The 25,716-nt window shown below is 67.0% G+C and carries 26 protein-coding genes; 6 read left to right on the forward strand and 20 right to left on the reverse strand.

Going from position 1 to position 25,716, the window contains the following annotated elements; translation table 11 throughout:
* The first annotated feature begins 93 nt into the window (after positions 1–93).
* Positions 94–1,182, forward strand: a complete 1,089-nt coding sequence (locus tag AC5P99_RS03495) for a DUF5694 domain-containing protein (RefSeq protein WP_495212904.1) — start codon at positions 94–96, stop codon at positions 1,180–1,182.
* A gap of 61 nt (positions 1,183–1,243) precedes the next feature.
* Positions 1,244–1,534, forward strand: coding sequence for a putative quinol monooxygenase (locus tag AC5P99_RS03500; protein WP_005410081.1), 291 nt, complete (start codon positions 1,244–1,246; stop codon positions 1,532–1,534).
* Here the strand turns inward: AC5P99_RS03500 and AC5P99_RS03505 are convergent.
* The 10 genes from AC5P99_RS03505 to AC5P99_RS03550 all read right to left on the reverse strand — a co-directional run bounded on the left by AC5P99_RS03505 (position 1,476) and on the right by AC5P99_RS03550 (position 11,666).
* Positions 1,476–1,778 carry a hypothetical protein gene (locus AC5P99_RS03505; RefSeq protein ID WP_012480609.1) on the reverse strand — a complete coding sequence of 101 codons (303 nt, stop codon included), beginning with the start codon at positions 1,776–1,778 and terminating at the stop codon, positions 1,476–1,478. The genes AC5P99_RS03500 and AC5P99_RS03505 overlap by 59 nt on opposite strands.
* Before the next feature lie 62 nt (positions 1,779–1,840).
* Positions 1,841–4,030, reverse strand: a complete 2,190-nt coding sequence (locus AC5P99_RS03510) for a PAS domain S-box protein (protein WP_005410083.1) — start codon at positions 4,028–4,030, stop codon at positions 1,841–1,843.
* A 208-nt stretch (positions 4,031–4,238) separates the two neighbouring features.
* Positions 4,239–6,626, reverse strand: coding sequence for a Tex family protein (locus tag AC5P99_RS03515; protein ID WP_187757570.1), 2,388 nt, complete (start codon positions 6,624–6,626; stop codon positions 4,239–4,241).
* Between the two features lie 207 nt (positions 6,627–6,833).
* Positions 6,834–7,049 (reverse strand): hypothetical protein, encoded by a 216-nt coding sequence (locus tag AC5P99_RS03520; RefSeq protein WP_005410085.1) that lies wholly within the window; start codon positions 7,047–7,049, stop codon positions 6,834–6,836.
* Positions 7,050–7,783: 734 nt separating this feature from the next.
* Entirely contained in the window at positions 7,784–8,236 is a 453-nt protein-coding gene (locus AC5P99_RS03525; RefSeq protein ID WP_005413812.1) for a hypothetical protein, read from the reverse strand.
* Entirely contained in the window at positions 8,233–8,436 is a 204-nt protein-coding gene (locus AC5P99_RS03530) for a PspC domain-containing protein (protein ID WP_005410087.1), read from the reverse strand. The genes AC5P99_RS03525 and AC5P99_RS03530 overlap by 4 nt, the downstream gene beginning before the upstream one ends.
* 64 nt (positions 8,437–8,500) lie before the next feature.
* Positions 8,501–8,869 carry a YfeK family protein gene (locus AC5P99_RS03535; protein WP_187757442.1) on the reverse strand — a complete coding sequence of 123 codons (369 nt, stop codon included), beginning with the start codon at positions 8,867–8,869 and terminating at the stop codon, positions 8,501–8,503.
* A gap of 31 nt (positions 8,870–8,900) precedes the next feature.
* Complete coding sequence (phaC, locus tag AC5P99_RS03540) at positions 8,901–9,968, reverse strand: class III poly(R)-hydroxyalkanoic acid synthase subunit PhaC (protein WP_012480614.1); 1,068 nt, start codon at positions 9,966–9,968, stop codon at positions 8,901–8,903.
* Positions 9,965–11,029, reverse strand: coding sequence for a class III poly(R)-hydroxyalkanoic acid synthase subunit PhaE (phaE, locus tag AC5P99_RS03545; RefSeq protein ID WP_262091272.1), 1,065 nt, complete (start codon positions 11,027–11,029; stop codon positions 9,965–9,967). Before phaE ends, phaC begins: the two co-directional genes overlap by 4 nt.
* Positions 11,030–11,051: 22 nt before the next feature.
* Complete coding sequence (locus AC5P99_RS03550) at positions 11,052–11,666, reverse strand: CDP-alcohol phosphatidyltransferase family protein (protein WP_014647547.1); 615 nt, start codon at positions 11,664–11,666, stop codon at positions 11,052–11,054.
* Between the two features lie 343 nt (positions 11,667–12,009).
* Here AC5P99_RS03550 and AC5P99_RS03555 point away from each other — a divergent pair, with 343 nt between their 5' ends.
* Positions 12,010–12,660, forward strand: a complete 651-nt coding sequence (locus AC5P99_RS03555; protein ID WP_088436215.1) for a class I SAM-dependent methyltransferase — start codon at positions 12,010–12,012, stop codon at positions 12,658–12,660.
* Between the two features lie 199 nt (positions 12,661–12,859).
* On the opposite strand, the gene AC5P99_RS03560 is transcribed toward AC5P99_RS03555, so the two are convergent.
* The 5 genes from AC5P99_RS03560 to ppsR all read right to left on the reverse strand — a co-directional run bounded on the left by AC5P99_RS03560 (position 12,860) and on the right by ppsR (position 17,202).
* Positions 12,860–14,221 carry an MATE family efflux transporter gene (locus AC5P99_RS03560; protein ID WP_495212905.1) on the reverse strand — a complete coding sequence of 454 codons (1,362 nt, stop codon included), beginning with the start codon at positions 14,219–14,221 and terminating at the stop codon, positions 12,860–12,862.
* Positions 14,222–14,341: 120 nt separating this feature from the next.
* A complete protein-coding gene (locus tag AC5P99_RS03565; RefSeq protein ID WP_049453673.1) occupies positions 14,342–14,971 on the reverse strand; it encodes a DUF2239 family protein in 630 nt (209 codons plus the stop codon).
* 162 nt (positions 14,972–15,133) lie between these two features.
* Positions 15,134–15,622, reverse strand: coding sequence for an NUDIX hydrolase (locus AC5P99_RS03570; protein ID WP_005413820.1), 489 nt, complete (start codon positions 15,620–15,622; stop codon positions 15,134–15,136).
* 41 nt (positions 15,623–15,663) lie between these two features.
* Positions 15,664–16,173 carry a DUF1249 domain-containing protein gene (locus AC5P99_RS03575; protein WP_032966899.1) on the reverse strand — a complete coding sequence of 170 codons (510 nt, stop codon included), beginning with the start codon at positions 16,171–16,173 and terminating at the stop codon, positions 15,664–15,666.
* A gap of 207 nt (positions 16,174–16,380) precedes the next feature.
* Positions 16,381–17,202 (reverse strand): posphoenolpyruvate synthetase regulatory kinase/phosphorylase PpsR, encoded by an 822-nt coding sequence (gene ppsR, locus AC5P99_RS03580; protein ID WP_005410097.1) that lies wholly within the window; start codon positions 17,200–17,202, stop codon positions 16,381–16,383.
* A 144-nt stretch (positions 17,203–17,346) separates the two neighbouring features.
* On the opposite strand from ppsR, the gene ppsA reads away from it, so the two are divergent.
* Positions 17,347–19,725, forward strand: coding sequence for a phosphoenolpyruvate synthase (ppsA, locus tag AC5P99_RS03585; protein ID WP_005410098.1), 2,379 nt, complete (start codon positions 17,347–17,349; stop codon positions 19,723–19,725).
* A gap of 151 nt (positions 19,726–19,876) precedes the next feature.
* Positions 19,877–20,773, forward strand: coding sequence for a mechanosensitive ion channel family protein (locus tag AC5P99_RS03590; protein WP_088436217.1), 897 nt, complete (start codon positions 19,877–19,879; stop codon positions 20,771–20,773).
* A gap of 175 nt (positions 20,774–20,948) precedes the next feature.
* On the opposite strand, the gene AC5P99_RS03595 is transcribed toward AC5P99_RS03590, so the two are convergent.
* The 5 genes from AC5P99_RS03595 to AC5P99_RS03615 form a co-directional block, all read right to left on the reverse strand.
* Positions 20,949–22,064 (reverse strand): alkene reductase, encoded by a 1,116-nt coding sequence (locus AC5P99_RS03595; RefSeq protein ID WP_088436218.1) that lies wholly within the window; start codon positions 22,062–22,064, stop codon positions 20,949–20,951.
* A gap of 142 nt (positions 22,065–22,206) precedes the next feature.
* Positions 22,207–23,082, reverse strand: coding sequence for an EcsC family protein (locus AC5P99_RS03600; RefSeq protein WP_033833153.1), 876 nt, complete (start codon positions 23,080–23,082; stop codon positions 22,207–22,209).
* 170 nt (positions 23,083–23,252) lie between these two features.
* A complete protein-coding gene (orn, locus tag AC5P99_RS03605; RefSeq protein ID WP_049449100.1) occupies positions 23,253–23,825 on the reverse strand; it encodes an oligoribonuclease in 573 nt (190 codons plus the stop codon).
* Between the two features lie 75 nt (positions 23,826–23,900).
* A complete protein-coding gene (gene tadA, locus AC5P99_RS03610) occupies positions 23,901–24,425 on the reverse strand; it encodes a tRNA adenosine(34) deaminase TadA (RefSeq protein ID WP_005410103.1) in 525 nt (174 codons plus the stop codon).
* A 75-nt stretch (positions 24,426–24,500) separates the two neighbouring features.
* Positions 24,501–24,860: a winged helix-turn-helix transcriptional regulator gene (locus tag AC5P99_RS03615; RefSeq protein ID WP_005410104.1), complete on the reverse strand. Its 360-nt coding sequence runs from the start codon at positions 24,858–24,860 to the stop codon at positions 24,501–24,503.
* Positions 24,861–24,938: 78 nt separating this feature from the next.
* Here AC5P99_RS03615 and AC5P99_RS03620 point away from each other — a divergent pair, with 78 nt between their 5' ends.
* Positions 24,939–25,706: an NAD(P)H-dependent oxidoreductase gene (locus tag AC5P99_RS03620; protein ID WP_049449097.1), complete on the forward strand. Its 768-nt coding sequence runs from the start codon at positions 24,939–24,941 to the stop codon at positions 25,704–25,706.
* The last annotated feature ends 10 nt before the right edge of the window (positions 25,707–25,716 follow it).

Consider the following 25,716-nt stretch of genomic DNA (forward strand, 5'->3'; position numbering starts at 1 on the left):
CAAAAAGGTTTACATGACCAATGCGGGATTCCGCGGCAGGAGAATATGACCAGCATGAAGGTCCCGCAGGATGCTCATCGACATGGAGATCGCATGTTCCCTCGCTTTGCCAGCCTTCTCTTCCTGGCCGTGTGCAGCAGCAGCGCGCTGGCCAACGACACCGCCTATCGACCGGCCTTCCACCCGGACCAGCTGAAGGGACCGCCCGCAGGGCGCCCGAACGAAGTGCTGGTGCTGGGCAGCCCGCACCTGTCCGGCCTGCCGGAGACCTTCACGCCGGCGATGCTGGAACCTCTGCTGCAGCGCCTGGAAGCCTGGCGGCCCACCGCGATCGCGGTAGAGAACCTGTCCGGCCTGCAGTGTGACTTCATGCGCCGCAATCCGGCCCGATACGCCGAGAGCGTAGCGGACTACTGCGTCGATCCGGCACCGGCGCAGGCCGCCACCGGCCTGGACGTGCCAAGCGCCAACGTGGAGATGGAACGCCTGCTTGCGGATTGGCCGAAGGCGCCAACCGCCGCCCAGCGACGCCGACTGGCCGCAGTGTTCCTGGCTGCGGGCGAGAGCAGCTCGGCAGTCGTCCAATGGCTGCGGCTGCCCAGGGAAGAGCGACGTGCCTCGGACAGCCTGACACCGGAGCTGGTGCAGTTCCTCGACACGCGCATGGCACGCCGCAACGAGGCCGGCCTGGTGGCCGGCGTCCTCGCCGCGCGCCTGGGGCTGGAGCGGCTGTGGGCGGTCGACGACCACACTGCGGATTCGCCTACACCGGAATCGCAGCAGAAGGCCTACGCTGCCGCCATACGCGGTGCCTGGGACAATTCCTTCGTCAAAGCGCGCAGGGCGGCCGATGAACGACTGGAAGCCAATCTTGCTCAATCGGATGGGTTGCTCGCGATGTATCGCGCCTACAACGCACCCGAGGCCGCGATGCTGGCCTTCAACAGCGATTTCGGCGCGACGCTCGTCGAACCCTCGCCGGAAGGCTTCGGCCGCAACTACGTGGGCTACTGGGAAACCCGCAACCTGCGCATGGTCGCCAACATGCGCGACGTGCTCGGCCAGCACCCGGGCACCCGCATGCTGACCATCGTCGGTGCCTCGCACAAGGGCTACTACGAGGCCTACCTCAACCAGATGCACGATGTGCAGCTGGTCAGTGCAGACGCAGTATTGCGTTGACGGGATGGGTGCCGGCCACCCACCGGCACTATCCTGCAGGGCCCCATCCAGAGGCGCCTGCATGCTCAAGGTCATCGCCGAAGACTTCATCCATCCCGATGCCGTGGACACCGTGCTTCCGCTGTACCGGGAACTGGTCGCGTGCACGCAGCGCGAGCCGCTCTGCCTCGGCTATGAACTGTTCGTGGACCAGAAGGATCCCGGGCACTTCGTCTTCATCGAGCAATGGCCTGACCGCGCCGCCCTGGACATCCACTGCGCCAGCGAACATTTCCAGCGGCTGGTGCCGCAGATCAATGCCTTCCAGCGCGCGCCATGCCGGTTCCTGCTGATGGATGCTGCGCCTCTGTAGTGCCGGCATCAACGCGACGGTGATCCCGGCGCCTGTGCCGCCACAGCACCAGGCTGGCCGCCACCGTGCACGCCAGGGTGAGGGCCAGCAGCGCCACCACGCTCGCCTGCAGCACCGGCAACATTGCCTGGGCGAGACGGTCCTCACGCACCTCCTCCAGCCGGAGCCCGGCCGCCAGGGCCAGGCACCAGCCGACCAGGGCCGGGGCGAAGGCACGCACCGCCATCGGGTTGCAGACATTCATGGGATCACCTGTAAGAGAGGAGGTGCGCGGAGTATTTGCGCCCGCCCTCTCACAGGCTGAGATCAGCCCTCGACGACCTCGGAATCATCGCCCGGCAGCTCACTGGCCTCGCCCTGCACCTGCACGTTGTTGCGGCCCATCGCCTTGGCCCGGTAACACTGGGCATCGGCCGCGGCCACCGCCTGATCCACGCTCATCCCCCCGGCCAGCGGCGCGATGCCGATGCTGGCCCCTACCCGCAACCGGTCCTGGTCCCACGGAATCGACAGCGACGCCAGGGTGTGCAGCAGCTCGCCGCCAATGCGCGCTGCACGACGCGGCGTGCAACCGGACAGGATCACCGCGAACTCATCGCCGCCCAGCCGCGCCACCACATCCGAATCGCGCACCCCGTGACGCAGAACGCTGGCCACCGCCCAGAGCACCGCATCGCCAGCCAGATGGCCCCAGGTATCGTTGATCGGCTTGAACCGATCCAGATCGATGTACATCAGCGACGCGGCCTGGCCGGTACGTTCGACACGGGTGATCGCCTGCTGCAGATGCACCTCGAAGCCACGGCGGTTGCTCAGTTCGGTCAGCGGATCGATCTCGGCCAGATGACGCGCCTCGCGCTGGCGGGCACGCTGCTGGGTATCGTCGCGCAGCACCCAGACCGCGCCTCGCACATGGCCCTCGTCATCGCGCAACCAGGCGCGGGTCAGGTCCACCGGCACCGTGGCGGCACCCAGGCGCAGCAGCAGGTCGGCATGCAGGTCGACCGCATTGCTGTCCGGATCCAGCAGTACCGACACGTCCAGCACCGAACCCGGCGCGTATTCGGTGGTCAGCGCCAGCACATCCTGCACCTTGTGTCCGGCCAGCGACAACGCGCCATCGCCGGCCAACATGCGTACTGCAGCGGCATTGGCGTAATCGATACGGCCATCGAGGCTGACGCTCAGCACCAGGTCGGCCACGGCATCCAGGGTGATGCGGCTGCGCTGTTCGCTCTCGAACAGCCGCTGCTCGCTGCTGCGCTGGGCGGTGATGTCCTGGATCTGCGACACGAAATGCAACGGCTCGCCATGCTCGTTGCGCACCAGCGAGACCGACAATCGGGCCCAGATGACCTTGCCATCGCGATCGAGATAGCGCTTTTCCAGGTGGTAGTGGCTGCGACGCCCGGCCAGCAGGTCCTGCACCAGGGCCAGGTCGGTCTGCAGGTCATCAGGATGGGTGAGGCGCTGGAAATCCACCTGCAGCAGCTCTTCCCGCGGATAGCCGAGGATCCGGCACAGCGCATCGTTGACGTCCAGCCATCGCCCTTCCAGTGACACCAGCGCCATGCCCAGCGCAGCCGAGGTGAACGCACCGGCGAACTTCTCCGCGGACAAGCGCGCTTCGGCCCTCGCCTGCAGGATCTCGGTGATGTCGATGGCCATCCCGACATAGCCGATGCGTACACCGTCGGCACCGTCCATGCGGCTGATCGAGAGGCGTACCTGGCGTGGCTGGCCGTCCTTGCGCAGCAGCGTCCATTGCCGCGAATAGGTCTGGCCATCGGCACGCGCACTGAGTGCCTCGAACACATCTGGCAGTTGGCCATCGGCATCGGCCAGCGGTCGCAGCCAGGCATTCAGTTCCTGCGGATCGTGGAAGGCATCCAGCCGGCGCTGGCCGACCACATCCGCCGCGCTGTAGCCCAGCAGGCGTTGCGCGCCCGTGTTGAACAGGGTGATGGTGCCATCGATATCGGTGGCGATCACCGCCACCTCGTCGGAGGCATCGACCACGGCCTGCAGGCGTTGCCGTGTTTCGGCCGCATCCTGTCGGGCCTGCTGCAGCTCGGTCACGTCGGCATGCGCACCGGCCATCCACAATGGTTTGCCCTGCGCGTCCCATTCGAAGACGCGGCCACGGTCCTGGATCCATATCCACTGGCCATTCTTGTGGCGCATCCGCAGCAGGCACGCGTAGTTGTCGGTGCGCCCCTCGAAATGCTCGTCCAGTGCCGCGTCCGACAGCGCTATGTCATCGGGATGGACCAGCTTCAGGAAGGTCTTCTGGCAGACCGGCTCCAGCTCTTCCAGGCGGTAACCGACAATCTCGGCCCAGCGCGCGTTGACCCGCATCTCGCCGTTCTGCACGTTCCATTCCCAGGTGCCCGCGGCGGTGCCATCGATGATCATCGCCAGCCGCCGACGCTCTTCGGCCAGCGCCTGCAGGCGGCGCTCCAGCAACCCGTTGCCGTTGGTGCCCTGGCCCGCCATCACCGCTGCCCCCGGCCCGCGCAGGCAGGCAGCGGCCGCAGCGCGACGCTGCAGACCTCAACGAAGACGACGGGTCCTGCTGGCGTCATGGCCCTCCCCAGCGACAGCGGGGTGGCCGGACGCCTCCCCTCAAGCGCAAGTGTGCGCAATCACGGGGAAAATCGACAAGTCCCCCGCCACGAATCAAGCGTGACGGGGAACACGGTCCTCAACTACGCTTGGCGCGGGCGAAGGCCTCGGCCAGGGCGTTGTTGGCCGGGGGCGCGGACGCGGCGGGACGGCCGCCATTGCCCTGGCCCCGGATCGGCCCGCGGTTCTGGCCGCCTGCATCCCGGCGCGGACCCTGCCCATGGCCGCGCTCATCACGCTGGCCCGGGCGGCTGGTGGCCTGCCCGGGGGTATCGTCCAGGCGCCGGGTCAGGGCAATGCGCTTGCGCGCCACGTCCACCTCCAGCACCTTCACCTTGACGATATCGCCAGCCTTGACCACGTCACGCGGGTCCTTCACGAAGGTGTCGGACAGCGCCGAAATGTGGATCAGGCCGTCCTGGTGCACGCCGATATCGACGAAGGCACCGAAGGCCGCCACGTTGCTCACCACGCCTTCCAGCACCATGCCTTCGCGCAGGTCCTTGATGTCCTCCACGCCTTCGGCGAAGCGCGCAGCCTTGAACTCCGGACGCGGGTCGCGGCCCGGCTTCTCCAGTTCCTTCAGGATGTCGCGCACGGTCGGCAAGCCGAAGGTGTCATCGGTGAACTGCTCGGCCTTCAGGCCACGCAGGAAGCTGCCATCACCGATCAGCGCCTTGATCGGGCGTGCGGTGCTGGCCACGATGCGCTCGACCACCGGATAGGCTTCGGGGTGCACCGCCGAAGCATCCAGCGGCTGGTCGCCGTCGGCGATGCGCAGGAAGCCGGCGCACTGTTCGAAGGTCTTCTCGCCCAGGCGCGCAACCTTCAGCAGATCCTTGCGGCGCTTGAACGGGCCGTTCTCGTCACGATGGCGCACGATGTTCTCGGCCACCGTGGCCGACAGGCCGGACACCCGCGACAGCAGCGCGGCCGATGCGGTGTTCACGTACACGCCCACGGCGTTCACGCAGTCCTCCACGCGCGCATCCAGCGCCCGTGCCAGCCGGTACTGGTCCACATCGTGCTGGTACTGGCCGACACCGATCGCCTTGGGTTCGATCTTGACCAGTTCGGCCAGCGGGTCCTGCAGGCGACGCGCGATCGACACCGCGCCACGCAGCGACACGTCCAGCCCCGGGAACTCCTTGGCCGCGAACTCGGAGGCCGAGTACACCGAGGCGCCCGCCTCGCTGACCACGACCTTCTGCAGCTTCGGGTTGGCGGCAGCCTTGATCGCTTCGCCGGCCAGCTTGTCGGTTTCGCGGCTGGCGGTGCCGTTGCCGATCGCGATCAGTTCAACGTTGTGCTTGGCGCACAGTTGCTTGATCGTCTGCACCGACTGGTCCCACTGGCGACGTGGCTCATGCGGGTAGATGGTGTCGGTGGCCACCAGCTTGCCTGTGGCATCGACCACGGCGATCTTGCAGCCGGTGCGGATGCCCGGGTCCAGCCCAAGCACGGTCTTCGGGCCCGCCGGTGCGGCCAGCAGCAGATCCTTCAGGTTGTCGCCGAACACCGCGATGGCCTCAGCCTCGGCCTTCTCGCGGGCCTGGTTGAACAGGTCCAGCAGCAGATGGGTGTGCAGCTTGGCGCGCCAGGTCAGGCGGCAGGCGTCCAGCAGCCAGCGATCGGCGGCGCGGCCCCGGTCGGCGATGCCGGCCCTGCGCGCCACGCGGCCTTCGGCGTACTGGTGGCCGGCCTCGGCATCGCTGCCCGGGTCCAGTTCCAGGAACAGGATCTCTTCGCGGCGCGCGCGGAACAGCGCCAGCAACCGGTGCGAAGGAATCTTCGCCAGAGATTCGGCATGTTCGAAATAGTCGCGGTACTTGGCGCCTTCGGTTTCCTTGCCCTCGGCCACGCGGGCACGGATCACGCCGTTCTCTCCCAGCCAGGTGCGCAGCTCGCCCACCAGCGCGGCGTCCTCGCCCCAGCGCTCCATCAGGATCGCGCGCGCACCTTCCAGCGCAGCCTTGGTGTCGGCCACGCCCTTGTCGGTGTTGACGAAGGCGGCCGCGAAGGCCTGCGGATCCTGCGTGGGGTCGGCTAGCAGTCCATCGGCCAGCGGCTCGAGACCGGCCTCGCGGGCGATCTGGGCGCGGGTACGGCGCTTGGGCTTGTACGGCAGGTACAGGTCTTCCAGCCGGCTCTTGGTGTCGGCGGCCAGGATGTCGTTGCGCAGCTCGTCGCTGAGCTTGCCCTGCTCGCCGATGCTGGCCAGCACCGCCGCACGGCGCTCCTCCAGCTCGCGCAGGTAGGTCAGCCGGGTTTCCAGGTTGCGCAGCTGGGTGTCGTCCAGGCCCCCGGTCACTTCCTTGCGGTAGCGCGCGATGAACGGAACGCTGGCGCCCTCGTCGAGCAGGCCGACGGCGGCGCGCACCTGGGCGGACTGGGCACCGATCTCGTCGGCGATGGTCTGGGCGATCTGCTGGGCGAGCGCGCTCTGGGCGTTCTTGGCGTCGTGCATTGCTTCAGGTCTGTGCCGCGGTACGGGAAGATCCCATTCTGGCAATCCACGACGGAGCCGGACAAGGCATTGACAGGGGGCGAGGTTCAGCGGCGGGGCCGGAGTGGACGCCGGCATCCTGGCGGAGAGAGGGCTCGGACTGGCCCTGGGCTGGGATGCCGGCGCGGGCGCGCGATGGTGGGCGCGCCCTGCCGCGTGTTGCGAAGGTCAGCGGTAGTGGCGGGCGGCGCGCTGCATGACGATCTCGTCACGCATGCCTTCCAGGGCCATCAGGCGGACCTTGCCGACACCCTGCAGTTCCATGAACCGCTCCGTGTAGAACTCCGGCCCCAGCGCGGTGTCGGCGCGGGATTTGCTGAAGCCGTAGGGCACCACGCCCTTCTCGCCATCCTTGCTACCACCGACATAAAGAACGATTGCCATGTGATGTATTCCTCCAAATTGCTACTGCGTACTGCACTCGATGAACGATGCTGCGAGCTCATCGAGGGAGAGCTTACCGCGTCGAACCTGACTGGAACGTCACGAAGGCTAATGACGATCGGTTGCATGCAGATGACTGCGGGATCGCAGCAGAATGCTTACGGATCTTTAACTTCCCTCTAACGAATCCGTGGGGGATTCCCGCCAACGGCGCAGCCCCTCGTGGTGGTTTGGTTGTTCGCGGAAAGCTGGTTTCCCGGGGGCTGGCCGGGAGGGTGGGTAGTGCGGGGACGCCGTGAACCCGTCCTTGGGGGCTTGGCCGCGGCATCCATGCCGCGGACACCCCGCCCCACCCACCCTCCCGGCCGCTGACAGGTTCCTGATGCCTGCCTCCCCCCACGGAAAAGAAAAAAGAAGATCAAAAGCAAAAACGGCTTGGCCGGCTGATTTGTTGCTTCCTGTAGAGACCAGCCAAGCCAAGCCATGCCCCGCTCGCGAGCAAGCGCAGCGCGCGACCCGCTTCTGCTGTTCTATTTCTTCTCCGTGGCTGGACGCGCACGGAAACTGTCAGGGGCCGGGCGGGGTGGGTTCGCGGGACCGTTGGCGCCATGGATGGCGCCATCGAGCCCCCAGGGACGGGTTCACGGCGTGTCCCGCGAACCCACCCCGCCCGGCCCAATCGCATGAAACGCATTCCGCGACCACCCACGAGGGGCTGCGCCGTTGGCTGGAAACTACGGCCACCAGCCACGCCCGAACCGGGCGAAATGATCGGCCGCCCGTTCGAACGGATTGCGCGCACTCACCCCGCCGCACAGCAGGTACACCGGCAGGTACAGCGGGCCCAGCACCATGTACTGGTACACGTGCGCCCGTTCGTGATCATCCAGCCGGATCAGCGGCTCCACGCCCCACCCTGCCTGATGCGCATAGGTGCGGCAGGAAATGCCCAGGTCATGGCCGGTATGCAGGATCACGTTCCCCAGAGTGATCGCCCCACCTGGCCCCCACGGCCAGCGGTCGAACACCAGCGCGCAGTCACGGCCGCTCCAGCGCAATGTCGCGCCGCCAAGCATGCCGGCCAGGCCGCCGATCACGCCGAGCAGGGAATTGGGTGACGTCCACACCGCGCCCAGCACCTGCAGCGCGCGCAGCCAGATCGGCCAGGGCGTTGCTCCAGTCTTCAATCGGCCTCGTTGGGGATCAGGAGCCACAGGATCAGGTAGACCAGGATGCCAGGGAAGGCGGCGGAGGCCAGCGAAACCAGCACGTAGATCACCCGCAGCAGGGTCGCATTCCAGCCGAAGCGATGGGCAATGCCGCCCATCACGCCGGCAATCATGCGGTCGTTCAATGAACGCGACAGCGTTTTGGGCGTGGTGTTCATGGCGGCAGCTCCGGGAAACGGACAAGGCAGTCGAACATGGCTCGACTCTACACTGCCCCCATGTCTACGGCGTGCGGTGGCGCAGGGCCTGCAGGCGTGCGCCGAACCAGGCGGCTGCGGTCTGTTCAGGCTGCCCCGGACACTGGATGCGGTAGGGTTTGCCACTCATGCTGCTCTGGCTGGCAGCGCGCTCGATGAACTGCTCGCCGCTGTCCACCATGCCCTTTTTCAGCAGGTAATCGTACTTGCGCTGCAGGTGCGCGCGCGCGTCGCTGCCGTCGTACCAGCTGCCATTGCGCTGGAAACGGCACTGGGAGCCATCCAGGCTGGCGATCAGCTGGGCGATCTCCCGGCGTGCATCCGTACTGGGTGCGGCGTGGGCAAGTGGTGCTGTCAGCAGTGCCGCAAGAATCAACAAAATCCGGTACATCATCACCCCCAAGTCAGTCGAGCATGGCTCGACTCTACAGATCGCGCGCCTTCAACCAGCCATCGATCGTGGCCGGTACTTCGCGCTGCGCGCGGCCGGAAACGTAGATACCAATATGTCCACCACGGAAACTGGACTCGGTGTAGTCGTCCGTGCCCAAACGCCCGCGCATCGCGCGCGAGGCATCCGGTGGCACCAGATGGTCCTGCTCGGCATAGATGTTCAGCACCGGCAGCGTCACCTGCGACAGATCCACCGCTTCCTCGCCGATCCGCACCGTGCCGTTCACCAGCCCATTGCCCTGGTAGAACTGCTTGATGAAATCGCGAAACGCCTCGCCCGCCAGGTCCGGTGAATCGAAGATCCACTTCTCCATGCGCAGGAAATCCTCCAGCGCGGCCTTGTCATCGAGGATGTCGAGCAGGCCGACGTACTTCTGCACGTTCAGGCGGAATGGCTTGAGCATCAGGTAACTGGCATTCATCAGGTCGGCCGGGATGTTGCCCAGCGTGTCGACCAGCAGGTCCACGTCCACCTGCCGCGCCCAATGCGAGAGCATGTTGTCAGCCGTCTGGAAGTCGACCGGGGTGACCATGGTGATCAGCTTGCCCAGCTTCTGCCGGCGCAGCGCGGCGTAGCAGAGTGCGAACACGCCGCCCTGGCAGATGCCGAGCAGGTCCACCGGGTCACCACTGCGCGCACGCAGCGCATCGACCGCGCCGTCGATGTAGCGCAGCAGGTAGTCCTCCAGGGTCTGGAAGCGTTCGGACCGGTCCGGGTAGCCCCAGTCCAGCACGTACACGTCCTGGCCCAGCGCCAGCAGCTTCTGCACCAGCGAACGGTCGGCCTGCAGGTCGACCATGTACGGCCGGTTGACCAGCGCGTAGACGATCAGCAGCGGCGTGCGCCGGGTCGGTGCCTGTTCGCCGACGAAGCGGTACAGCACCACCTTGCCGTCACGCCAGACTTCCTCGCGCGCGGTCACGCCATAGTCCACGTCTTCCACCTGCGGCAGCAGCTTCAGCCCTTCCATCAGCTTGCGCTGCATGGCCAGGGTTTCCTGCATCAGGTCATCGGCGTTGAAGCCCAGTGGTCCCTTCATCGGTCACGCGCCCGAGTGGAAGCGCGAGACGCAGCCTTCTTCGCAGACACCTTCTTTGCAGGCGCCTTCTTCGCCGGCGCGGCCTTCTTCGCGGCTTTGCGCGCGGCCGGCTTCACCTTCGCCGGTGCCGGCTGCGACACCGGATCGACCGCGGCGGTCCCCGCCAGCACCGCCACCTGTGCCTGCAGGCGGCGAAGGCTGCGCTCCAGTTCGGCAATACGGCGATGCGCGGCGTCCATCTCGCTGCGGGTCGGCAGGCCGATACGCTCACTCGTCTGTTCCACCTCGCGCTGCAGGCCGGCGCGCAGGCGCATCTGCGCGTTGCCCAGCGAGGCGTACACCTGCTGGAACGGTTCGGACATGGCGACCTTGGCGTAGGCCTCCTCGGCCACTTCGATCCACAGGTCGAACATCGCGCGGGCGCTGGTCAACTGGCTGCCGGGCTGTTCGTGCTCGGCCAGACGCTGCTCGAACAACGCGAAGGCCTCGTCCAACGCCTGCCTGATCTGATCAACGTAGGCGCGCGAATGCTGCTGGTACTCCTCCTGCGCCCGCAGCAGCGCCTGCCAGCGCGCCTGGTGCTCGCGGCCGGGGCCGAACGCCGGGCTCTGCAGCCACGGGCCCGCCTGCAGCTGGAACTGCTGCAGCCATGCGGCGAATTCGGGCACGGTGGCGCCGGCGTGGGTGCTGCCACGGGCGCCCTGCAGCATCCACTGCAGCATGCCATCGCCCTGCCCCTGCACCGCCTCGCGCCAGGCCTGGGCCACATCGGCACTGCTGGCGTCGCGGCCGGCAAATCGTGCGGCGACCTCCTGCATGGTGCCGTACCAGCTGCCCGCCTGCTCCCGGAACCGGCGCACGGCATCTTCCGGTGCGCCCTGCGCCTGCTCGGGCAACAGCTGGCCCCACCAGTCGAACAACCGCTGCCAGCTGCCGGGGTCGTCACCGGCGGGTGCGCCGGGCGTGCTCGCATGACGCAGGGCATCGCCCCAGGCGCCGAAGTACTGCCGGGCCAGGGTCTCGAAATCGCTGCTGCCGGCGTCGTGGGCCGAGCTGGTCATTGCAGGCCTCCGCTGGGCTGGCTCATGGCTTGGGGATACGCAGGGTCTTGCTGATCATCAGCGACCCGGACAGGGCGAACAACAGCACCATCGGGTGCAGCTGCCACGGGCCGATCTGCCACTGGCCGAACCAGATGTTCTGGCCGATGGCATCGGTACCGGCGGCAATCGCCAGTACGATCACCAGCACCAGGCTGGTCGGGATCGGGGTGCCCTCGAAATACGTGACCTTGCCCTCGTCGCCGGCCAGCGCCTCGGCAGTGACGTTGTAGCGTGCCAGGCGGCTGACACCGCAGCAGACGAAGTAGCTCAGCACCAGCCAGTCCCAGCCGCCCTGCATGCCGCAGGCATAGGCCAGCGCCGCCGGCGCCACGCCGAAGGAGATCACGTCCGACAGCGAGTCCAGCTCGCGGCCGAGGGTGGAGCTGGACTTGCGCCAGCGCGCGATGCGCCCGTCGAGCGCGTCGAAGATGAAGGCCAGCGGGATCAGCGCCATGCCGAACAGCAGGTAGCCGCGCTCGCCGTCCTGCAGGAAGCGCATCGCGGCAAAGACCGCACCGGTGCCGCAGAAAGCATTGGCCAGGGTGAACCAGTCGGCCAGCTGGAATTCGCGCAGCATCGAGAAGTGACGTTTCATGGGGTCTCACGGAGCATCAAGGCCCACAGGTTACCGCGAGCGCCGCCGCTGGCGACAGCGCTGGTAGGCCCCGCCTTCACCGCTCCCTCACCTGCCCTCACCGACGGTGAATTTTTCGCCACCCATCTTGACAGCCTAGGGGGGTGGCGCCTGTCGCGGCTTATCCACAAAGTTGCCCACGCGTAATCCACACCCCCTGTGGACAACCAGATCTCACCGACTGCGACGCTGGACATTTCCTCATCACCCGGAAGCGGGGTTTCCCTACTTCCCAAGCCACAAGGTCGGCGCTATGGTCACCGGCGGACCCGCCGCCGCCACGTCCGAAACTCTGCAACGGACGATGATGATGCTGGATGCTCCCACCCTGGCCGCACAGCTGCGGCAGCCCCACGGCGAGGCCGCGCTGGCGGTGGCCGACTCGATGAACCACAGCAACGGCGCACTCAACCTGGCCGCAATCGGGCTGCTGGCCGTCGGTGCCGGCGAACGGGTCCTGGAGGTCGGCCCGGGCAATGCGGCCTTCGCGCCACTGATGCTGCAGGCCACCGGCAGCCACTATCTGGGCATCGAGCTGTCCACGGCCATGGTCGAGGCCGGCAACCAGCGGCTGGCCGACGCCGGGATGGCCGAACGTGCGGCGATGCGACACGGCGACGCCCATGCACTGCCGGTCGCCGATGCCGCGATGGATGCCGCGCTGGCGGTCAACACCCTGTACTTCTGGCCAAACCTGGCCCCGGTGCTGGACGAACTGGCGCGGGTGCTACGCCGGGGCGGCCGCCTGTGCCTGGCCTTCGGCGATGCCAGCTTCATGCGCAGCCTGCCATTCGCCGCCGACTTCCAGCTGCATGAGCTGGACACGGTGGAGCTGGCGCTGCGGGTATCGGGCTTCCGCGTCTCGGCCTGGCGCAGCCACCGCGAATCCGCGGCCGGCAATGACGGCCAGACCCGAGAAAAGCACTTCCACCTGCTGCTGGCACAGCGGCACTGAAGTGGTAGAGCCGGCCGCTGGCCGGCTGCTCCGGCCATTGCGGATTGCCGGCCAGCGGCCGGCACTACCCAACCTGCACCTGCCGCCAGCGAACAAAGCAGAACACCTGCATCCGCGCCGGATGCGATCCGACCGAGTGGTAGAGCCGGCCGCTGGCCGGCTGCTCCGGCCATTGCGGATTGCCGGCCAGCGGCCGGCACTACCCAACCTGCACCTGCCGCCAGCGAACAAAGCAGAACACCTGCATCACCAGCATGGCCAGCAACCCCAGCGGCCATGCCCACCACAGCCCGGCCAGACCGTGCCGGGACTGCAGCCACATCGCCAACGGCAGCTCCAGCAGCAACACGGCAGCCATGCCCAGCAATGCCGGCAACAGCACCGTGCCGCTGCCGCGCATCACTCCGACCAGCACCGCACTGCCTCCCATCGCCAGCACGCCCCACACCACCGTGCGCAACTGCTGCGTGGCCATTTCGCGCGGCTCTGCGGCCGCCAGGATCAAGCCAGTCAGCCATGGCGCCAGCGCCATCACCAGCAGCACTACGACTGTCAGCATCGCCAGACCCAGCATCACCCCGGTGCGGGCGATGGCAGGCAGCCGTGCCGTACGCCCCGCTCCCATCGCATGCGCGGCGAGGATGGTGGCAGTGATCCCTAGGGACATTGCCGGCAGCTGCACCCAGCTCATCAACTGATTGACCGCACCGTAGGCGGCCGTGGCCGTGTAGCCATAGCGGTTGATCCAGCCCAGCAGCACGATTTCGGCAATGGCCAGGCTGAGCATCTGCAACGAAGACGGTATGCCGATGCGCAGCATCGAACGGATCAGCGCTCCATCAAAGCGGATGGCTTGCAGCAACTCATGCCCCGGGGCCAACGGGTGCCCCATCCGCTGCCACCGCCACATCAGCCAGGCCAGGGCCAGCAGCGAGGCGAGCGCCGCCGAGACTGCCGCACTGGCCGCGCCCAGCTGCGGCAGGCCGGCCCAGCCCAGGATCAGCAGCGGCGTGCACAGCAGGCCGACCACCGTGGCCAGCAGCAGCGCATGCAGCGGCGTTTTGGCATCGCCCACCGCACGGCCCACCGCAGTGGCCAGCCACAGCAGGAAGAACGCCGGTGCCGCCAGCAGCAGGACACGGGCATAGACGATGGATTCGCCGAGGATCGGCGCTGGCGTGCCCAGTGCCGCCAGCAGCTGTGGCGCGAAACCGCCGCCGACCGCCATCACCAGCACTGACAACAGCAGAATCAGTGCCACCGCACTGCCGGCCACCCCGCGAGCCTGTTGCGGCCGGCCCGCTCCCCAGGCCTGGCCGATCAGCACCATCGCACCGGTCGCCAGACCCATTACCAAGGCCAGCAGCAGGAAGAAGACAGGGAAGAACGCTGCGGCGGCGGCCACCGCCTGCGTACCCAGCAGATGGCCGAGGTAGATGTTGTCCAGCGTGCCTGCGGCCAGCTGCAATGCGTTGGTCAGCAGCATCGGCAGCAGCAGGTTCAGATAGGTGTGCCAGAGGGGCGGCGCGACCGGGGGGATGGGATGTGCGGGGGTGTCCATGGGGTTCTCTGGGCAAGGCGCTGCCCTGCCCGGCGTTTCCGCCAGCAAAGCAAGCAAATGGGAGCGGGCGGCCGTGGCCCGCGATCAGGTGGCGCCGCCGCTCAGCAACGGCGCAGTGGCTCAGCCGTCTGCGTGGTCCGAAGAATCATCGAAGGCCAGGCGCAGGGCGTGATTGCGCACATCCTCCGGCCAGCTGCGCAACGCCATTTCCAGGCCCGCCCGGTCGTGCGCGAACAGGACACGGATGGCCTCCTCGAAACCCGGCAGGTCTCCGGCGATGGTCTGCAGGAAGTGATAGGCACGCTCGCTGTGGCGGCGCTGCCGGTCCTTGTCGGCACCAGCACGGCTGGCCGCCTCCACCAGTTTGCGCAGCACTACCGAGGCCCCGCCGGGCTGCTCGGCCAGCCACGCCCAGTGGCGCGGCAGCAGGGTCACTTCGCGTGCGACCACGCCCAGCTTGGGGCGGCCGCGGCCACGCGGAGTTGCCGGCGCCTCTTCGGCAGTAACGTCGGCATCCGCCTCGACGGCGGCGGGAAAGGCTTCGACGACCCGCGCCAGCAGTTCTGCGTCACTGCCGCGCGTATCGAAATCACGGGTGCGGCCGGTAGCGTTGTCGAACACAAGCAGCGGACCGGCAGCGTTGCCGGCGCGCAGCTGTTTCAGCGCAAGCGCTGCCACTTCCGGTGTACCGGAAGCGACCAGGCGGTGGCCGTCGAAGCAACTGAAGGGAGGGAGTCGGGACGCAGGCATGGCAATGGCATCGGAGGTGATGCGCGAATATTGCCCGGGTAATTTGTGTTCGTCAATATTGCCCGGACATTAATCAGCCGGAAGAGCGTGCCAACCAAGGTTGGCACCCACCTGGAAGGTTGATCCCCACTCGAAAGATCGCCCCCCTCCCGATTCGCCGGGTTACAGCCGGCTGTAGGACCAGCTGACCATGCGGCCGTCCTGGTACGGCATCACGCCGTGGAAGGGGCGCGGGTCGGCGTCGAACACCAGTGGCAGGAAGTTGCGGTCGCCCTCCCACATCGGCAGCGTGTCCAGCTTGTCCAGGTCCACCCACTCCAGCGTGCCCTCGTGGTTGCCGCCGTGCGGGGTGCCTTCGAAACTGTCGATGACGAACACGAAGCCCAGCCAGTCCTCGCCGTGCTTGCCGAAACCCGGCCAGCTGATGGTGCCGCGCAGGCGCATGCCGGTGCAGTCGATGCCGGCTTCCTCGGCGATCTCGCGGCGCATCCCTGCCGCAACGTCTTCGGTTGGTTCGATCTTGCCGCCCAGCCCGTTGTACTTGCCCAGGTGGTGGTCACCGGGCCGGGTGTTGCGGTGGATCATCAGCACCTGGCGACGATCGGGCGACAGCACGTAGCCCAGGGTGGCGACGATCGGGGTGTACGGCATGGGCAGCATCCAGCGGCAGGTCAGCCGTGGATTATGGCCGATCAGCGCACCAGCGACAGGCGGCGTTCGGCAGCCGCAGTGGCGCCATCAGGATCGCGGCGCAGGGTGGCCACGCCGTGGCCGCGCTCGGCGAGGTATTCCAGCCACTTGCCGAGGAAGGTGTTCATACGCATGCGGTGGCTGATCAGTTCCGCCGGCGGCGGGTACAGGCCCATGGTGTCCTGCCAGCGGCGGCCGACATAGCAATGGGTGGTCTCAGCCTGGCGCGCGTCACGGTACAGGCGCACGTAGGCCGACGGATCGGGCTCGCCGGTGACCGGGTCGGCCAGGTCGTAGGTCAGCCGCAGCTCCACCGTGTAGCGGTGGCACTCGATCACGTCCAAGCGGACATCCAGGCCGTCGCCGATCGAGGAGATGTAGCTGCCCGCCACCAGTCCGGCCGGTTCGAACAGGCGCACCAGATGGCGATAGTTCTCCGCGTACAGGCCCATGAGCCAGCTCAACCGGCTCAGGCGGGGAATGCGTTCGGTACGGGGCAAGGCTCGGGCCATGGGTCGATCCTACACGTTGGTGCTTCAACGTGGGGGCGTACATGCGCAAGCCAAGCCCTGGGGTAGTGCCGGCCGCTGGCCGGCAGCGCAATATCGCGGCCGAGGGTCCATCGATCAGCCGGCCAGCGGCCGGCTCTACCGGCTCTACCGGCTCTACCGGCTCTACCGGCTCTACCGGCTCTACCGGCTCTACCGGCTCTACCGGAATCAATACAGCTCGCGCTGCAGCCCCAGCGTGGCCAGCACCTTGCTGGAAATCTCCTCGATCGAGGTATGGGTGGTGCTCAGCGTCGGGATCCGCTCCATCTGGAACATCACCTCGGCCGCGGCCACCTCGCGCTTGCAGGTCTCCAGGTTGGCGTAGCGCGAGTTCGGGCGGCGCTCCTGGCGGATCTGCTGCAGGCGGTCCGGGTCGATGGTCAGGCCGAACAGCTTGCGCCGGTAGTTGCGCAGGCGTGGCGGCAGGCGATCGCTTTCCAGGTCCTCGTCGGTCAGCGGGTAGTTGGCCGCACGCACGCCGTAATGCAGGGCCAGGTAGATGCAGGTGGGCGTCTTGCCGGCGCGCGACACCGCCACCAGGATCACGTCGGCATCGTCGTAGTTCACCGCGATACCGTCATCGTGGGTCAGGGCGAAGTTCATCGCGTTGATGCGGCGGTGGTAGGTGTCGAAGTCGACCATGCCGTGGGCCTGGCCGACCCGGGCCAGGCGCGGGCTGGCCAGTTCACGCTCCAGCGGCTCGATGAACGGCGCGAACACATCCAGCATCAGCGCCCCGCTGTCGGCCAGGATCAGGCTCAGGCTCTGGTCCACGCAGGAGTTCACCACGATCGGCCGGACCTGGTACCGCTCCCCTGCCGCCTGGATCCGGGCACAGGCTTCACGCGCTTTTTCGGGGTCGTCGACAAACGACATCCGGTCGGTAATGAAGCTGAACCCGGAGAACTGGGTCAGGAGGCTATGCCCAATGGTTTCAGCGGTGATACCGGTTCCATCGGAAACGTAGAACACCGGACGGATGGTCGACATGCGCGCTTTTACCCCCTACGAAGCTTAAAAAGGCCGCCAGCACAAGCTTGTGCCGACGGTGCTCTGCCCGGCATCATATCGGCTTCTTCCTACGGACGCGGCCACTCAGCCCGCCTCGGGCGATGGCCAAACGGAGCATCGCGCTTGAACGAGAACATCCTGTGGTTGCACGAACTGCGTCTGGCCGATCTGGCCCGCGTAGGCGGCAAGAATTCGTCCCTGGGCGAGATGATCGGCAACCTGGCCGGTCTGGGCGTTTCGGTGCCGGGCGGTTATGCCACCACCGCTGAAGCCTTCAAGGACTTCATCGCGCACAACGACCTGTCCAAGCGCATCTTCGACAAGCTGGCCACGCTGGACGTCGAGGACGTCAACGCGCTGACCGCCGCCGGCAAGGAAATCCGCAGCTGGGTGATCGATGCGCCGCTGCAGCCGCAGCTGGACCAGGACATCCGCACCGCCTACGCCAAGCTGAGCGCCGAAAACGGCGGCGGCGACGTGGCCGTGGCCGTGCGTTCGTCGGCCACCGCCGAGGATCTGCCGGATGCCTCCTTCGCCGGCCAGCAGGAGACCTTCCTCAACGTCACCGGTGCCGACGATGTCGTGCACAAGGTCAAGGAAGTGTTCGCCTCGCTGTACAACGACCGTGCGATCGCCTACCGCGTCCACCACGGCTTCAAGCATGAGGACGTGTTCCTGTCCGCCGGCGTGCAGCTGATGGTGCGTTCGGGCGTCGGTTCCTCCGGCGTGCTGTTCACCCTGGACACCGAGTCCGGCTTCCGCGACGTGGTGTTCGTCACCTCTTCGTTCGGCCTGGGCGAAATGGTCGTGCAGGGTGCGGTCAATCCGGACGAGTACTACGTCTACAAGCCCACCCTGCAGGCCGGCAAGCCGGCGATCCTGCGCCGCTCGCTCGGCAGCAAGGCGATCCGCATGGTGTATTCGGATGTCCCGGGTGAGCGCGTCAGGATCGAGGACACTCCGGTCGAACTGCGCAACACCTTCTCGATCAGCGACGAGGACGTGCAGGAACTGTCCAAGCAGGCGCTGGTCATCGAAAAGCACTACGGCCGCCCGATGGACATCGAGTGGGCCAAGGACGGTGTCAGCGGCAAGCTGTTCATCGTGCAGGCGCGCCCGGAAACGGTGAAGTCGCGCAGCCACGCCACCCAGATCGAGCGCTTCGCGCTGACCGAAAAGGGCGGCAACGTGCTGGCCGAAGGTCGTGCCGTCGGCGCCAAGATCGGTTCGGGCGTGGCCCGCGTGGTCAAGACGCTGGACGACATGAACCGCGTGCAGCCGGGCGACGTGCTGATCGCCGACATGACCGACCCGGATTGGGAACCGGTGATGAAGCGCGCCTCGGCCATCGTCACCAACCGTGGTGGCCGCACCTGCCACGCCGCGATCATCGCGCGCGAGCTGGGCGTGCCGGCCGTGGTCGGTTCGGGCAACGCCACCAAGGTCATCGAAGATGGCCAGCTGGTCACCGTCAGCTGCGCTGAAGGCGATACCGGCTTCATCTACGAAGGCAAGCTCGGCTTCGAGCGCACCACCACCGATCTGGGCAACATGCCGCCGGCCCCGCTGAAGATCATGATGAACGTGGCCAACCCGGAACGTGCCTTCGACTTCGGCCAGCTGCCGAACGCCGGCATCGGCCTGGCCCGCCTGGAAATGATCATCGCCAGCCACATCGGCATCCACCCGAACGCACTGCTGGAATACGACCGCCAGGACGCGGCGACCAAGAAGAAGATCGATGAGAAGATCGCCGGCTACGGTGATCCGGTCAGCTTCTACGTCGACCGCCTGGCCGAAGGCATCGCCACCCTCACCGCCTCGGTTGCACCGAACCCGGTGATCGTGCGCCTGTCGGACTTCAAGTCCAACGAGTACGCCAACCTGATCGGCGGCAGCAACTACGAGCCGCACGAAGAGAACCCGATGATCGGCTTCCGCGGCGCCAGCCGTTACGTCGACCCGAGCTTCTCGGCCGCCTTCGCGCTGGAGTGCAAGGCCGTGCTGCGCGTGCGCAACGAAATGGGCCTGGACAACCTGTGGGTCATGATTCCGTTCGTGCGCACCCTAGAAGAAGGCCGCAAGGTCGTCGAGGTGCTGGAACAGAACGGCCTGAAGCAGGGCGAGAACGGCCTGAAGATCATCATGATGTGCGAAGTGCCGTCCAACGCACTGCTCGCCGATGAGTTCCTGGAGATCTTCGACGGCTTCTCGATCGGCTCCAACGACCTGACCCAGCTGAGCCTGGGCCTGGACCGCGACTCTTCGATCGTTGCGCACCTGTTCGACGAGCGGAACCCGGCAGTGAAGAAGCTGCTGTCGATGGCGATCAAGGCAGCACGAGCCAAGGGCAAGTACGTTGGCATCTGCGGCCAGGGCCCGTCCGATCACCCGGATCTGGCCGAATGGCTGATGCAGGAAGGCATCGAGTCGGTGTCGCTGAACCCGGACACCGTGGTCGATACCTGGCTGCGCCTGGCCAAGCTGAAGGCCAACGGCTGATGCCGTGATGGCTACAGGCTGACGTCGTGTTCATCGGCGTCGGCCGATACTGCTGCTGCATGCAAGCCCCGCCTCTGCGGGGCTTCGTGTTTCTGGCGTGCACGCACGCCCTGCCCCACGCAGACACCGTTTCTCAGCAAAGGACTTCCGCATGATCGCCGCAGCAGCACCCGCCGCCCCCGCCGCAACGCCTTGGTTCCACTCGCTCGACTGGGAACGCCTGCTGGAAACCTACGGCGTGCCGTTGCTGGCCGCGATCGTGGTGCTGCTGGTGGGCCTGTGGGTGGCACGTCGCTTGTCCAATGCAATGCCGCGCGCCACTGCGCGCATGGGTGTGGACCCGATGCTGGGAAGCTTCCTGCGAAACGTGGTCTATGCCACCTCACTGGTGATCGTGGCGCTGCTGGCCATCGACACACTCGGCGTGAAGATCACTCCGCTGCTGGCCGTGCTCGGCACCGCTGGCCTAGCGGTCGGTCTGGCATTGAAGGATTCGCTGTCCAACATCGCCTCGGGCGTGATGCTGGTGACGCTGCGCCCGTTCCGTGTCGGCGACGTAGTGACGGTGGCCGGGCAGACCGGCACCGTGCGCGAAGTGCGCATCTTCCAGACCGTTCTGACTGGCGCCGACAACCAGCACACCACCATTCCGAACACGCTGATCACCGCCGCGCCGATCATCAACCTGACCGCCGAGCCGACGCGCCGCGTCGAACTGGTGATCGGCATCGGCTACGAAGACAACATCCAGCTGGCACGCGACACCGCGCTGGCGCTGATGAAGGCCGACCCGCGTGTGCTGCAGACCCCCGCACCGGACGTGGTGGTGTACGAACTGGGCGCACACGCCATCAACCTCGGCATCCGCTGCTACGTGAAGTCGGCCGACTGGTTCGGCACCAAGGTCACCCTGCTGGAGCAGCTGAAGCTGGGCTATGACAAGGCCGGCATCAACATTCCGTATCCGCAGCAGGACATGCACCTTTACCTGCATGGCAAGGATGGTGGGGTCATGGAGGCTGATGCGCTGGTGCGCGACAAGCCGTGATCCGGCAGTGGAATGCCGGCCAGCGGCCGGCACTACCCCTCGCCGCCTGACTGAAATGCCGGCCAGCGGCCGGCACTACCCCCCTCGCCGCCTGACTGAAATGCCGGCCAGCGGCCGGCACTACCCCCCTCGCCGCCTGACTGAAATGCCGGCCAGCGGCCGGCAGCGCCCAGGATCAGGCCGCGACGCTCTCTTCCAGCGCCGGGTAATCAGTGAAACCCTCCGCACCACCGCCAAAGAACGTGGCGCGATCCGGCGGATTCAGCGTCGCACCCGTACGCAGGCGCTCGGGCAGATCCGGGTTGGCGATGAACGGCCGGCCGAAGCCGATCAGGTCAGCCCAGCCTTCGGCCAGTGCCTGCTCGGCGCGCTCGGCGGTGTACTTGCCGGCGTAGATCAGCGTGCCCGGGTAGACCATGCGCAGCGCCTGCTTGAACGCCACCGGCATCGGCGGTGCATCGTCCCAGTCGGCCTCGGCAATGTGCAGGTAGCCCACCCCCATCTCACCGAGCAGGTGTGCGGCAGCCAGATAGGTCGCCTGCGGCGTATCGTCCACCGCCCCCTGCAGCGTAGTCAGCGGCGCCAGGCGCACGCCTACACGCTCGCCACCGGCAACCTCGACCACCGCCTGCACCACCTCGCGCAGGAAACGCAGGCGATTCTGCAGTGAGCCGCCGTAGGCATCGGTACGCTGGTTGGCCTGCGAATCGATGAACTGGTTGATCAGGTAGCCGTTGGCGCCGTGCAGTTCCACACCATCAAATCCCGCGGCCAGCGCATTGCGCGCGGCCTGCGCGTAATCGGCGACGATGCCGGGAATCTCGTCCTCGCGCAGCGCGCGCGGCATCGAGTGCTGGATCATCTCGCCCACACCGGCTTCGGGACCCGCCCCAGTCGGGTCGACGAACACTTTCACGCCTTCGGCGAGCAATGCCGAGGAAGACACCGGCGCCGCGCCATCGGGCTGCAGGGCCACATGCGAGACACGGCCGACGTGCCACAGCTGGGCGTAGATGCGGCCACCGGCGGCGTGCACCGCATCGGTCACCTGCCGCCAGCCCTGCACCTGCTCGACGCTGTGGATGCCCGGGGTCCAGGCATAGCCCTGGCCCTGCTGGCTGATCTGGGTACCTTCGCTGACGATCAGGCCGGCGCTGGCGCGTTGCGCATAGTAGGCGGCCATTTCCGCGGTGGCGACGTTGCCATCGGCGGCGCGCGAGCGGGTCATCGGCGGCATCACGATGCGGTTGGGCAGCGTCAACGCGCCCAGGCGGTGGGGGGTGAACATCATGGCGGCAATCTCTTGCGGGGGGAGTGCCGCAAAGGATGGGGATGCCGGCTGCCAGGCAACAGGCATGCACTGGCAAAACAATTGTTCCCTCGAGGCAAGGATCACCCGCCACGAGGACTCATCCACGCATGGCGTGGCTCTTCTACTCCAGCCTTGGCTCGATCTTTACCGCACCATGCGCCACGCGGTCATAGCAGGCGCGCACCACGTCTTCCCCGTACTTGCGCTCCAGCCGGCGCACGATGAAGTGGCCGCGCGCCATGTCCTGGTAGTAGTCGGTGAACATGGTATTCAGTGTTGCACCGGCGGCAGCACCGACGATCGGCACCGCCTGTGCGGCGAATTTCTCGGTAACCACCACGCCGAAGCGCGCCGCCACCTTTTCCACCATCTTCGCCAGCAGCTTTCCAGCTTCTTTCGGTGCCACGCCCAAGGTCAGGTCGCGGCCGGTCACCACACGCCCAGCCAGTTCGGCCGAAAGATGCCGCATCACGTCGGTGGTGAAGCCACGGGCCAGGTAGTAGCCGGTCTCGCTGGCGTCGTCGCGCGGCGAGTTGCCACCGAGCGCGAACACCTCCAGGCACGCCTGCCGGGTGCTGAACTCGGACAGGTCGAAGCCCTCGCTGCGGGCCACGTCGGCCACGGCGCGCATCATGATGGTGGTCGACACCGGCAGTTCGATGAACAAGGCCGCGAAACCAAAGGCACCGCCGACCGCGCCCGAAGTGGCTGCCGCCAGCTTGTGCCAACGGGTCGACGCTCCCTTGCCGGGGGTGTTGTCCATGCTCCACAGCGCCGCCTGTGCGGACTTGGACAGCGCCGCCTGCACCGCTCCGTGTATGCGACCGGAGACCGCCTTGGGCAGCGCCTTCACCGCGAACTCCAGCGGCGTGCCGACCAGGTTGGCCATGCGCGCGGTGAGGGTCGGCGCTTCCAGCAGGGCCACCGCCCGCTGCAGGTCGGACCAGTCGCGGGCGTCGTGGGCAATGTCGCGGGGAAGCAGGATGGGCTCGTTCATGGCGCCGATCTTAGCGCCGGGGAGTTGAACGGTTCGTCGCGAGGCACGACAGAGGGGTCGGATCCCTTGCCGCGGGAAATGGATCCGACCCCGACGCCTTGCCGGCCAGCGGCCGGCACTACCAGTTCGCGTGTCACCCGGTCGCGCCGGGCCATGCCCGGCGTTGTTGTTCAGGCCGTGGGCAAGCCCGCCAGCGTGCCCATGAACTGGCGGTAATGGCGCAGCTCGGCGATCGAGTCGTGCACGTCGCTCAGTGCGGTGTGGTTGCTGTTCTTGCCGACGCCAGCGGCCACGCTCGGCGCCCAGCGCTTGGCCAGTTCCTTCACCGTGGATACGTCCAGGTTGCGGTAATGGAAGTACTTCTCCAGGCGCGGCATCTGGCGGTGCAGGAAGCGGCGATCCTGGCAGATCGAGTTGCCGCACATCGGCGAAAGGCCGGCCGGGATCCACTGCGCCAGGAAGTTCACCGTCTGCGCCTCGGCCTGGCCGAGGGTGGTGGTGCTGTCCACCACGCGCTGCCACAGGCCCGAACGACGATGCTGGTTGCGGTTCCACTCGTCCATCGCCTCCAGCGTTTCCAGCGGATGATGGATGGCGAATTCCGGACCTTCGGCCAGTACGTTCAGCTGGGCGTCGGTGACCACGGTGGCGATCTCGATGATCGAATCGTTGTCGGTGTCCAACCCGGTCATTTCCAGGTCGATCCAGATCAGTCGTTCGTTGGCCGCGCCGGTGTCCGCCATTGTGTCGCCTCGTTGCTGGGCAGGCGCGCGGCCTACCGGTGAAGGAAAGAGGCGCCCATCATACCCGTTCGCCCCTCAGCCCTCGCCGACGTGGTCTTCCAGCAGCAGCGGCGGCTTGCCACGCTTGGCGCGGAAATAATTGGTCAGGCGCGTACTGGCTTCCTTGGCCAGCACCCCGCCGTGGATCTCGACCCGGTGGTTGTGGCGGGCATCGCCGAGCAGGTCGAACACGCTGCCGCACGCACCGGTCTTGGGGTCGCTGGCGCCGTAGACCAGGCGCGAAACGCGCGCATGCACGATCGCCATCGCGCACATCGCGCACGGCTCCAAGGTCACGTACAGCGTGCTGCCAAGCAGGCGATGGTTGGCCAGCAGCTTTCCACCGGCCCGCATGGCCACGATCTCGGCATGCGCGCTGGGGTCGTGCGAGGCGATGTTGAGGTTCCAGCCCTCGCCCAGCAGCTGGCCGTCGGCGCCCACCAGCACCGCCCCGACCGGAATCTCGTCGAACTCACGCTGCGCGCGCTCGGCCAGGGCCAGTGCATGGCGCATCCAGTGTTCATCGGCATCGTGCACCGGTACACCCAGGACATCGGTCATGGCGGTTCTCGCTTTTCAACTGGGCCAGGATGGCCGCCGGGGGCGCATTGTACGCCCGGGGCCGTGCAGGCGCCGCTAGCGCGCGTCGAAGCGCTCGCGGGCCGCATCGAGCGCCGGGAAGTTGTGCTCGGCCCAGCGATCCAGGGCGGACAGCGTCTCGACCAGGCCGCGCGCGACCTCGGTCAGGCGGTACTCCACATGCAGTGGTTTGCTGCCCCGGTCACACCGCTCGACCAGCCCATTGCGCTCCAGCTGGCGCAGGGTCTGGGTCAGCACCTTCTGCGAGATGCCTTCGATCTTCCGCAGCAACGCGCCGTTGCGAAGCGGGCCCTGCGCCAATGCCGGCAGCAGCAGCATCACCCACTTGCCTGAAATCAGCGCCAGCGCATCGCGTGCCGAACAGTCGGCGGCATAGACATCCCCGGGAAAGGCCATGGTTACCTCAAGGTGCGTAATTGCCGGCGCATGCCGGCACCGCGAGGATGGTCGCACACTCCTCGAACACCTCGCCCCATGCGCGCCCTGATCCTGCTTGCCCACCCCGAGCCCCGCTCCTTCAATGCACATCTGGCCGCTCAGGCCGCCGAGCAACTGCGGCATGACGCGCTGCAGGTGGACGTGGTCGACCTGTATGCGGAGGGCTTCGATCCGCTGGAAGCGGCTGACCACCATCCGCATCGCCTGCATCCCGGCCACTTCGACGCCCAACGCGAACAGCGGCACAGCGCCGAGCAGGGCAAGCTGCCCGTCGATGTGCAACGTCACCTGCAACTGCTGCGGGCCGCAGACCTGCTGATCCTGCAGTTCCCGCTGTGGTGGTTCGCGGCGCCGGCCATCCTGAAGGGCTGGCTGGACCGCGTACTGGTGTACGGGCCGATGTACAACAGCCGCCTGCGTCATGAGCACGGAGCGATGCGCGGCAAGCGTGCGTTGCTGAGCGTCACCACCGGCTCATCGGCACGGGCCTGCGCAGTCGACGGCCGCGAGGGAGATACCCGGTTGCTGCTGTGGCCCTTGATGTACAGCCTGCGCTACGTTGGCTTCGACGTGATGGAACCGCACGTGGTGCACGGCGTGCGTTCCGGGCTGGGACCGGAGCGCGTGCAGGCCCACGACGAGGCACTGGCTGCAGCGACCCACTACTACCGCGAACGCCTGGCGCAATGGCCGCAGTGGCCCACCGTGCCCTTCAACGACAGCAGCGATTTCGAGGACGGCGTTGTGCTGCGCGCGGAGGCCACTACCTACAGCCCCTTCATCCGCCATCGCAACGCCGGATGAATCCACATCT

Source organism: Stenotrophomonas sp. YJH_SMC_80, assembly GCF_059372495.1.